Here is an 11,099-nt window from a genome sequence, read left to right on the forward strand (position 1 = left end):
AGTATTCAACGAATTACTTGTAGTAGTCTGCATTAAATTTGCGCTGTCTTCAAAAGTTAATGTACCCGAAACCACAAATACTCCATTTGTAACTGTTAACGTTCTTTTAGATTTAATCACAACATTTGCACTATTGCTTACGGTACAAGAACAAGCATTAACATCTTGATCTAGAGTAAAGTTTCCTCTAAAATCAACCGCATCATTTATTGTTGGATCAGCTCCGTACGACCATGTCGTACCATTCCAGATATTCGCTGCTCCTATGGTTACTGAAGATGTGTAAGCTGAAACGCAACCATTGTTTGCTGCAAATTTATAAGTTGCAGGTGATAATCCTGAAATAGTCATTGTAGGTCCCGTGATTGTGATATTTGTAACTACTGTTCCATTATCTTGAAGTAAAGTTCCAGAAGCTGGCAAACCACTTAAGGCAATGCTTCCTGTTGATGTTGTACAAGTTGGCTGTGTTATAGTTCCCAGAGTTGGTGTTGTGGCAGTTTTATTTACTGTAATTGTTAGAGTAAATGTGGGTCCAACACAACCAGCTGTAGTTGGAGTAACAGTATATATAGCTGTTAATGCACCTGCTGTCGAATTTTGCAATGTTCCTGTTATACTTGTTGGGGAACCAGAACTTGCTGCCCCTCCTGTGATACCTGAAGCCATTGTTGGTATTGGCCAGCTATATGTAGTTCCAGATTTAACTGTTCCATTAGTTCCATCTACTGGAGTTACTGTAAAAGCGACGTTATGACAAGACGATGCTGTCATATTGGTGATTGTCGAAGAAGTCATATCTACTAAGACAGGATTTGAATAAAAAGTACTGCTTCCACAAGTAATCTTAACGCGATAATATGTTTTCGCCGTTTGTGAAGTTGTGTATGTTGGACCCGAAGCTGTCACGTCAAGATATCTTATTAATAAATTATCAATAATATGTTTGTCATTTGATCCTCCAGTTCTAGCTGCAAATTTAAATCTCCAAGATGACTTAACTGCTGACAAATAAGCTGCAGGCAAAGCTAGATTAGAAACTACTGTTGCATTATTTATTATAAGAGTTAATTTTCCATTAGCATCTACTTTTAAAACAACTGGTGTGTTTCCTGTAGTCGGTCTTAAACTTGGGGCATCGATTGCAGAATTATACAACGTATAACCTGCGTATAGAACCCTTACGCGACTTCCTGCAGTGACACCTTCATTATCATAAGTGTCAAACTGCACAATTATTCCTGAACCTGAACCGCTTTCTCCACCTGCATTATCATTTTGAACATCGTTAGCATAACTTAAACTAAAACCATCTGCACCTCCTCCTCCTGCAGGAATTTGATAATCAAAATTTACAGTGAATGCGTTAATGTTTGAACCAGGAGTTTTTTGAATAACATAGGCTCCATATGTACTATTAGTCGTTGTTGTAAGAACTAATTGTCCACCTGTAATAGTAGCAACTCCATAAATATTTGCGTCTGGATTTGTTCCGTTAAATTGTTCAAGGCCAAAGAAATTTGTTGGAGCAGGTACAGCACTTGTCCAAACACTTGATCCTGTGTTATCAGGAGATGTTTCCCAGCTGTAAGTCGCACCATCAGTTATTGTATTTTGTAATGATAAGTTAAACGGAGCACTAGGACATACTGATGTTGCAGATGTTAACGTATTGCCAGGATTAAGATTCCCTGAACAAGGCGCATCAATTGTAACAGTATAATCTTCACCTTGTCCTGTACTTGATGTAACACATGAACTTGAGCTATATCCACCTAGTCTTCCTAACACACGCATTTTTATATTAGCCGCAGCTGTTGCTACAGGAATCGTGATATAAACAGATGCTACTTTTCCATCTGATCCTGTAGAATTTCTAATTGTACCTACAGTGTAATTTTCTCCCGTATCAAATGTTCCATTATTATTCCAATCAAAATACGCAGTATAGTAATAATTCACATCTAAATTTGAGCCACTTCCATCGTCTGTATTTCCTTTTACACTTAAATAATAACTTTGACCAGCTATTAACTTTGTTGGTGTATCTGATGTAAAATCTTCATATGCGATAGTGCTAGGAGATGAAGTTGTTTTATTCAAAGTATTCAATATTACACTAGTAATTGGAACTACTTTTGTAAAATTCAAACAACTAACATTAATTTTTCCGAGAGCAGATGCAAAATAAGTACTGTTAATATTAGTTGCTCCTGAAGTTGTACCTCCCCAAGATCCAGATGAAGCTGTAGTTGCACCTAAAGTTAGCGTACCATTAACAGAGTGTATAAGCGAAGTTGTTCCCAAATTAAGATAAGGACCTGATGCAACACTAAGATTACCTGCTGTTACTGCACTTGCTAACGTAGCCATTCCTCCTGTTTTAGTCACAGAAACATTTCCTGTTGTAGAAAAACCAGCGATAGATTGGGTTGCTGTTCCATTTATTGTTATATTCCTAGCACTAAAATTAAGTATCCCTGAACTTGCATTAACTAAATTCCCTTGGATTATTATATCAGCGCTTGGATTAGCAGTTGTACCAGTTCCTGAAAAAATCAGATTTTGATATGTTATTGCACCATTAATTGTTGGTGTTGCGTTATAATAATCAATTGTAAAACCAACAGGTGGGTTTTGTGTAAAACTATAATTCCCTCCCCAGGTTAAAGCACCAGCTCTAAGGGTCCCAGCCGTAAGTGTAGTTGTTCCAGAAACTGTAAGTAAATAAGTGCTTGCATCAAAAATACCAGCGGTATTAGTAAAAGTTGCAATTTTTATTAAATTCCCCATAATAACTGAACCACTAGTTTTATTAACCACAAGCGTTCCTATATCAGAAGAACTTATATTACCTGTTAATGTTTGATTTCCAGTTCCATTAAATATTACCGTGGCTCCACTTCCTGATGATGTACCATTAAAAGACCAATTTCCGGTTAGAGAAATAGTCATTACTCCGCCTCCTGTAATCCAGCGACCTGTTCCACTTACATTACCGTTTACGGTTAAAACATCTCCAGTACTCATTTGCAATCTTCCCGTTATTGTTATCCCAGCACAGATTCGAGATCCATTTGTATCTACAACATTAGTTCCTGTTGTAGCAATAATAACATTATCTCCAGGTGCTGGTTGTACACCGCCGACCCAAGTTGCATTATTATTCCAATTACCTCCATTTGCAGTACTAGTAATTGTTGCTGCATTTATATACGAAACAACAAAAAACATCCCCAAACAAATCAACCTTAAACTAGGAGTAAAAGATCTTTCTTCAGAAGAATTAAAAGTTTTTAAAAATAAAGAACGAACGAATAAAAGTAGTTTTCGGGTCATAGGCGTGGTATTAAATTTGTTTTTGGCTTAAAAAGAAAATAAAATAGTGCTAAATTTTTGATACAATACTTTAATTTTGGCTTTTTAAACTTAAAAATAAAAGTTAATATCCTGTTTTTCAAACAGAATAAAACTCATAATATTATCGTACAAAAATATTATAATTCAGCACATGCACAACATTTTAGCTATTTTCTTTTTGAGAATTTGTAAAAAATCAGTACGAAATTTAACACAAAATTGATTATTTGTGCCACTTATAGTTAAAAAGAAAGAAAAAACTCATGGATTCAATTTGCACTCAAAAAGAAGCTTTACAGAAATTAGAACACTTTTGTGCTTATCAAGAGCGTTGTCACGATGAAGTAATTTCAAAATTGTACAGCCTAAAAATGACTTCTGACGAAATCAATAATATTGTAGTTCAGCTTATTGAAGGAAATTTTTTAAATGAAACTCGGTTTGCCTGTAGTTTCGCAAGGGGCAAGCATCGAATCAAGTTTTGGGGAAAAATTAGAATTACAAATGAGCTCAAGGCAAGACATATTTCTTCTACAAATATTACTCTTGCTCTTAAGGAGATTTCGCCTGAGGAATACGAAACAAACTTCAATAATCTTTCTGAAAGATATTGGGAAAGCATAAATGAAAAAAACGTTCTCAAAAAAAGAAAAAAGTTTTGCGATTATCTTCTTCGTCGTGGATATGAAAGTAATTTAGTTTATGATAAAGCAAAAGAATTGGAACTCAATTAGTTTTTTTTTGCAAATACCTGATATCTAATTTCTTAAAAAAAGAAGCGTTATTTATCAGAAAATCCTCGCTCTAAAAAATGTTACATTTTTACGAATTTTTCAATCTAACTCGCGTTTTTTGAATTATAAATTTAAAAAGTAATTGTTTTTACATCTTATTTTATGAATTTTCTTATATTTTAAATTGTTAATTTATAGGAAATAACATAAAATAACAAATTTAGCCATGTAGTTTATCGATTAATTCAACACTTCATCGATTATTCGGCCTTTATAAAAACCATCATTATTACTAACTCGTAGATGTATCTATCTTTGTCGGGTCAAAGTCCTATGCCAGCATAACAACTTGATAGAAAACATTTAACATGACTATTTGGCTTCTCTCAAGTGTTAGTTTTTGAATTTTATAAATTCAAAAAATGGTGCGTGCTTTTAAGACAGAATAAAAAAACACTTTTTAAAATTAAATGCCACGATTTAATTATGATTAAAAAATTACTTTTGAATTTTTTATTTTTATTGTTGCCCTTTTTTGGATTTAGCCAGTTAGCGCCGGGCAGCTATATTATAAATTCTTCACAGCCAAATCCTTTTAAGAGTTTAGCAAGTGCAATTACCAGTCTTAACAACAATAACGGTATAAGCGGTCCTGTGACTTTGTTAATAGATGAAAATCAAACTGTTTCTTCAACTATTGTTATCAATCAATTTGCTGGTTTAAGTGCAACTAACACTTTGACTATTAAGCCAAACACTGCAAAAAATATTACAATTACCGGTAATATGGGGAACTCTAGTACTTCACCGTTAATTAAGTTAGATGCCACAGACTATGTAACAATAGACGGAAGCAACAATAACACAACGTCTAGTAATCTAATAATTACAAATACCTCTTTGTCAAATTATAACAATTACAACCAAGTGCATTCTGCAATTTTGTGGCTTGCCAATAAAACCGGAAATGGCGCAACAAATAATACAATAAAAAATATTCAATTTGTAGGTTCGAGTACAGATGCAACAACTGCAACATCTGCTGGAATAGTATTTAGTGAAACCACTAACATGCAAACTGCTGAAACTACTTCAAATTCAAACAACAATATTTCAAACAATGTTTTTACAAAAATGAAATTTGGAATTTGGGTTCTAGGTGGTACTGGATCCTCAGCATACAATCAAAATCTGACAATTGATAAAAATACTTTTGGCTCTTCAATAGATTATATTGTTGTTAATGCGATTAAACTTTCGAATACTCAAAATACGATTGTTACTGGAAACACTATTGCAGGTGTTTCAATGTCCTCAACTGCTACTTTTATAAGTGGAATTAGTTTATACAATAAAAGTCTCAATTGTACGATTGCTCAGAATAAAATTTCAGGTATAAGAAGTGCATCATTAGCGAGTGGTATCCACATCAATATCGATTCGAGCATAACTTCTAATTTAAATATTTACAATAATTTTATTACAAATATTGCTTCCTCTGGTAATAACGCTTTCGATTATAATAATGCTGGACACGGAATATATATAGCTGGCGGAAATAAAGTGAATTTATTTTTTAATACAGTCGTTCTTAATGTAAATCAAAATGTACTTTGTGCGGCCTTATTTATTAATAGTGCAAGTAATTTAGATGTTAGAAATAATATCTTTTATAATTCTCAAACAGGATCAGGTCTAAAGTATGCAGTTTATTCAATACCTGGCAGCAATGCTATATTTTCTGCAATAAACAGAAATGATTACATAACAAGTACTGGAGGTCTTATTGGGCATTTAGGAAGTTCTGACGCTGCAACAATAGCAAATTGGAGAACACTAACCGGAAAAGATCAAGAATCTTTAAATATTGCACCTACTTTTACAAGTACTTCAGATTTTCATTTAGTATCAGGAAATGTAAACAATGAGAATTTAACAGGTATTGCAATTTCAGGAATCACAACAGATATAGATGGACAAACAAGAACAAAACCTTACATGGGTGCTGATGAAATATTCAGTTGTACACCTCCTGCAATAACTACTCAGCCAACTGCTCCAACAGCAACCTGCTCTGGAAGTGGTATACAAACTATTTCAGTTACTGCTACTGGAACAACAATAGCTTATACTTGGAAAAAAGCTGGAACAGCTGTAACAAATGGAGGTGTTTTTAGTGGTCAAGGCACAGCAACATTGACACTAACAAATCCAACAACAGCTGACCAAGGAAATTATACTGTAGAAATTACTGGTGCTTGTACTCCAGCAGTGACATCAAGTGTTGTAGCTGTAACAGTAAATGCTGCACCAGCAATAACTACTCAGCCAACAGCGCCAACTCCAACATGTCCAGGAAGCGGTACGCAAACAATTTCAGTTACTGCAACTGGAACTGGATTAACATATGTTTGGAAAAAAGGTACAACAACTATTAATAACGGAGGGGTTTACAGTGGGCAAGGCTCAAATACATTAACTATAACAAATACTACTGCAGCCGAAGAAGGCAGTTATACAGTGGAAATAACTGGTACTTGTTCTCCTGCTGTAACATCAAATGCTGTAACAGTATCAACAATTGTTACTGATAGAGGAAGATCAAAAGGAGGAAAACATATTTGTCCTGGAGATGCTACTCCAACGATGACTGTGTATAATTTTAATGGTCCTGCAGACGTTGTATATTCAGACCCAAGTAAAATTATAAGATGGGAATATACAGATGATCCTTCAAATGGAGCTAACACGTGGGTTGCTATTCCTGGAACGGCTGGGCAAACGAGCATTTCTCCAACCGGAACTTTGACAGCTCTAAGAACATATAGAGCTGTAGCTAAAAACGGAAGCTGTGCTGAACAATATTCTATCGAAACAAGAGTAGATGTAGATGCGCCAACTGTAATTACATCACAATCAACAGCAACTCAATCAAGATGTCAAAATGTTGCCTTTTCAGCAATTTCAGTAATTGCAACAGGAACTAATCTTCAATATCAATGGTACAGCAATAATGTAAACAGCAACTCAGGAGGAACTTCTTTGGGAACTGCTGCGCAAACAAATACATATACACCCTCATCAGCAACAATAGGAACATTATATTACTATTGTATTGTAAGAGGTAATTGTGGCCAGGTTACAAGTGCAGTTTCAGGAGCCTTCATTACAAATGCTTTTCCTTCGGCACCAGTTGCAACTGTAACTTCACAGCCTAATTGTGCATCATCTACAGGAACTATTACAGTTACTGCGCCAACCGGTACTGGCATCACTTACAGTATTAACGGAACAGATTATTTTACTTCGGGTGTTTTCAGCTCTGTTGCTGTTGGTTCTTATACAGTAACTGCAAAAAACAGTTCTGGCTGTATTTCAACAATGGCAACTCAGTTACAAGTTCAACCAGCAACATCTAAAACTTGGAACGGCTCAGCTAGCAGCAACTGGAGTGTTGATGCAAACTGGACTCCATCAGGCGTTCCAACTTCATCAGATTGTGTTGTTATACCTGCAGGTGTTACAAATAGTCCAGTTATTTCAGGAACAGCAGGCAATTTCTATGCCTACACAATTACTGTAAATGATAAAGCATCTCTAACGGTTCAAAGTAAAAACACATTAAATGTTACGAATGCTGTTACGGTTTTATCATCTTCATCTCCGGCTTCGACGGGTAATTTAACTTTTGAAGACAGTGCTAATTTATTGCAGACTAGTACCGATCCGAATATTAATACTGGTGTTATTAATTATCAGCGTACAAGTACACCTATCCGCCAAGCCGATTATGTGTATTGGTCGTCTCCTGTAAAAGGACAAAATTTATATAATATTTCTCCTTTAACAGCCAGTGATAAATATTTGAGCTGGGAAACTACAAAATGGTTAGCTAATCCTAGTACTAATATCATGATACCTGGTAAGGGATATATTATTCGCGGGCCTGAAACGTATTCTAACACGGCAAGAACTGCATTTTCTGCAACTTTTATTGGTACGCCTAATAACGGAAACATTTCGGGAGAAACGGCAGTTGCAAGTAAATATTATTTAGTTGGAAATCCTTACCCATCTGCATTAGATGCTGATGCCTTTATTATGGGTAATAACTTTCTAGTAGGAACGCTTTATTTCTGGACTCATAATACTCCGGTAGTTCTTGGTCCAAATTATAAATATAATTCAGATGATTATGCTACTTACAATTTAAGTGGAGGCACAGGAACGAAAGCTGCAACTTCAGGAACTAACGCAACAGGAAATAATACAAATGTACCAAGCGGTTATATTGGTACAGGGCAATCCTTTTTTGTTGGATCTAAAGCTCCAGGTACAATTAGTTTTACTAATTTAATGCGAAAGGGCGATAATCGTAATACACAATTTTTCAAGCCAAGTACGACCTCAAAAACAACTGCTCTCGAAAAAAATCGTGTATGGCTAAATATGACTAATGAAGAAGGTGCTTTTAAGCAAATGATGGTTGGTTATATCGAAGGTGCTACAAATGAGTATGAAGACATGTACGACGGATTAACTTTTGATGGTAATAAATATATTGACTTTTATAGTATAAACAATACCAATAAACTTGTAATTCAAGGACGAGCACTTCCTTTTGCAGATACAGATTTAGTGCCACTAGGATATCGTACAACAGTTGAAGGAGAATTTACTATTTCTATAGATCAAGCAGACGGAAGCTTGAGCACTCAGCCAATTTATCTAGAAGATAAAACAACTGGAACCATTAACGATTTGCGTGCAGGAAATTATACGTTTAAAACAGCAGCAGGAACTTTTGCAGATCGTTTTGTGCTTCGTTACACAAGTAAAACATTAGGAACAGGTGATTTTGAAAATATCGAAAATGGTATTCTTGTTTCTGTAAAAGATAAAATCATCAAGGTGCTGTCTTCTAAAGAAAATATAAAAGAGATTAATGTTTATGATATTTCAGGAAGACTTCTTTTCAATAAAAGTAAAATTGATCAAACTGAATTTCAAATTTCAAACCTACAATCCAGTAATCAAGTATTAATTGTAAAAATAATTTTAGATAATAGCTATATAGAAAGTAAAAAAATCATTTTCAATTAATCGCATCAAAATAAGAAGTAATAAAAATCCGACAACGTGAGTTGCCGGATTTTTGTGTGTAATATGTTAGTCATAATTAAGCTATAAATCATAAAACAAATAGCTAAGTTTTAAAATAATCAGTTAAAATGAAGCACATAAACATTAACTAAAAACCCAAATCTAAACCAACAAAATTGTATGTCCCCAAAAACATTTTTGCCAGATCAATTTTTATTTTTAAAAAAATTAAGCTTGCTTGTCTTTTTGTTTTCTTTCAAAATGGCAGGGCAGACCGCAATATTTCCTGTTACAAGAATCTATACCGACTGGAATGGATATTGGACATCGAATGCCCCGACTGGTGCGGGAAACCGACCAGATAGAGAAAACAACTTATTAGCCTTTACGTGGAATAACGTTACGTATTCAACAGGTGTTAATAATACCATACTTGATGCACACGCTATTGGCTACAGCACACAGAAATTTAGAGCTTTAAAAATTCAGACTTTAGGTCAGAACAACAGTACTTATATTTTGCAAGGTTCAATGATAGATGAATCCGCTAGTACTGCTTCAATAAGACCGGTACTGGCCGGAACACTTCCGACAGGTGCTGAACTTGCTTCAAGATTAACAGATGGTATTAACGGATTAGCACTTGGAACTGGTGTTGCAAATATAAAAGCAGGTACAGCCGAATTTAAAATTGGAACAAACAATTTAAATCTTTTAGGTATTGGCGATGGCTTTCCAGATCTAATTGTAACACAGGTAGCTGATCCAGGAGGAGCATTAGACACATTTAAGTTTGTAGATGCTGCAGGAAATACAGTTGGAACAGAAGTTTCAATAAATTTCAACACTGTTTCTGCTGTCGGCACATATAGTCTGGACTTATTTAAAGCAGATGGAGGAGCTAATCCTTTTTCACCAGCTTCTACCAGAGATCTTAGAATATTAGGTATCGAATTAAGCGAATTTAACCTAACATCTGCTAATTCTTCGCAAGTAGATCGTTTTGTGATTAATTTTTCAGGAAGTTCAGATTGTGCTTTTATCGCTTTTAATACTAAATCCTTAAAGATTGCAGAATTAAAATTAATCAAAAAAGCAACCCTGTCAAACTGTGGAAAACAAGGCGATGTGATAAATTACGCTTTCGAAATAACTAATACTGGAGAAGTCCCAATAACTGATATTCACGTAACAGATCCCATGCCGGGATTGGTAATCTCGGGAAATTCAATTGCATCACTTGCGCCTGGAGCGACTACCACATTAAGCGGAACTTATACCATTACCTCTACAGATGTTGATGCCGGTAAAGTCGTAAATACAGCTAAAGTTACAGGAACAGATCCCTCGTTAAATACTGTTGAAGACATTGCAGGAGCAACAACAATTTTATTAACAGCACCTACTATTGGAACTATAACAGATATTTCATGTGTAAATGCTTTTGGAAGTGTAGTTTTGAATGATTTGCCTGCAACAGGAACTTGGACATTACAAAGAAGTCCTGATAATGTAACTGAAACTGGCACAGGAGCAACAGCAACAATTTCAAATATTCCGGTTGGCACATATACCTTTAGGGTAACTAATAGCACTGGATGTAAATCGCCACCGACAGCAACAGTAGAAATTAAAAATCAGGCATCTACAACATGGAACGGCTCCGCATGGTCTAACGGAATTCCGACTGCAACAAAAAGTGTTGTTTTTACAGGAGCATATACATTAGCAGCAGACCTAGATGCTTGTTCTTGTACCATCAACTCAAGCGGCAGTCTTAACGTTCCTTCTGGCCGTACTTTAAATATTGTTAACGCGGTAACAGTGTTGTCTGGAGGATCACTAACATTCGAAAACAGTTCAAGCTTAATGCAAACCAATACTGCATCTAATATTAATTCA

The 11,099-nt window shown here is 35.1% G+C and carries 3 protein-coding genes and 1 pseudogene; 3 read left to right on the plus strand and 1 reads right to left on the minus strand.

All coding sequences use genetic code 11. The features are described from left to right. Positions 1-3,339: beta strand repeat-containing protein (locus IR010_RS19910; protein ID WP_228515212.1), on the minus strand; the 3,339-nt coding region annotated here is incomplete at its 3' end. A 284-nt stretch (positions 3,340-3,623) separates the two neighbouring features. Between IR010_RS19910 and IR010_RS19915 the strand changes: the two genes are divergently transcribed. From IR010_RS19915 to IR010_RS19925, 3 genes and pseudogenes are all read left to right on the plus strand, one after another. Continuing rightward, positions 3,624-4,094: a regulatory protein RecX gene (locus IR010_RS19915; RefSeq protein ID WP_194570758.1), complete on the plus strand. Its 471-nt coding sequence runs from the start codon at positions 3,624-3,626 to the stop codon at positions 4,092-4,094. 486 nt (positions 4,095-4,580) lie between these two features. Further along, positions 4,581-9,197 carry a T9SS sorting signal type C domain-containing protein gene (locus tag IR010_RS19920; RefSeq protein WP_194606123.1) on the plus strand — a complete coding sequence of 1,539 codons (4,617 nt, stop codon included), beginning with the start codon at positions 4,581-4,583 and terminating at the stop codon, positions 9,195-9,197. Positions 9,198-9,458: 261 nt separating this feature from the next. Further along, positions 9,459-11,099 (plus strand): annotated as a pseudogene (locus IR010_RS19925) (DUF11 domain-containing protein); the annotation flags it as partial.

The organism is Flavobacterium sp. MR2016-29, assembly GCF_015350695.1.
Lineage (GTDB): Bacteria > Bacteroidota > Bacteroidia > Flavobacteriales > Flavobacteriaceae > Flavobacterium.

What these genes read in the sequence shown, in the direction of transcription:
- IR010_RS19915 (WP_194570758.1), top strand. Translation starts at nt 3,624, where the DNA reads ATGGATTCAATTTGCACTCAAAAAGAAGCTTTACAGAAATTAGAACAC.
- IR010_RS19920 (WP_194606123.1), top strand. Translation starts at nt 4,581, where the DNA reads ATGATTAAAAAATTACTTTTGAATTTTTTATTTTTATTGTTGCCCTTT.